Origin of the sequence: Bacillus sp. AFS023182, assembly GCF_002560575.1 — a bacterium.
Taxonomy (GTDB): domain Bacteria; phylum Bacillota; class Bacilli; order Bacillales; family Bacillaceae_G; genus Bacillus_A; species Bacillus_A arachidis.
Map to the genome: position 1 here is coordinate 1 of NZ_NTRO01000171.1, position 425 is coordinate 425.

The window sequence follows — 425 nt, forward strand, 5'->3', positions numbered from 1 at the left end:
GCGGCATATAAGCAAATATTTTATACCGTAAGTGCAGAACTACCTAACAATCCATCAGACCTTTTTGATAATAGTGTTACGTTTGATGAGTTAACTCGTAAAGGGGTAAGTAAGGCGGCTCCGCCTGTTATGGTATCAAATGTAGCTTATGGTAGAACAGTTTATGTGAAATTAGAAACATCATCTAAGAGTAAAGATGTACAAGCTGCTTTTAAAGCCTTAATTAAGAATCAAAGCGTTGAAGCGAGTGGACAGTACAAAGATATTTTTGAAGACAGTACCTTTACCGCTGTAGTATTAGGCGGAGATGCGAAAGAGCATAACAAAGTTGTTACAAAAGATTTTAATGAAATCCGAAATATCATTAAAGATAATGCAGTATTAAGTTCTAAAAATCCAGCATACCCAATTTCATATACAAGCAC

1 protein-coding gene is annotated in these 425 nt (G+C 35.1%); it reads left to right on the forward strand.

Annotated features, from left to right (window positions below; all coding sequences use genetic code 11):
• Window positions 1-425: thiol-activated cytolysin family protein (locus CN288_RS28005; RefSeq protein ID WP_176527765.1), on the forward strand; the 425-nt coding region annotated here is incomplete at both ends.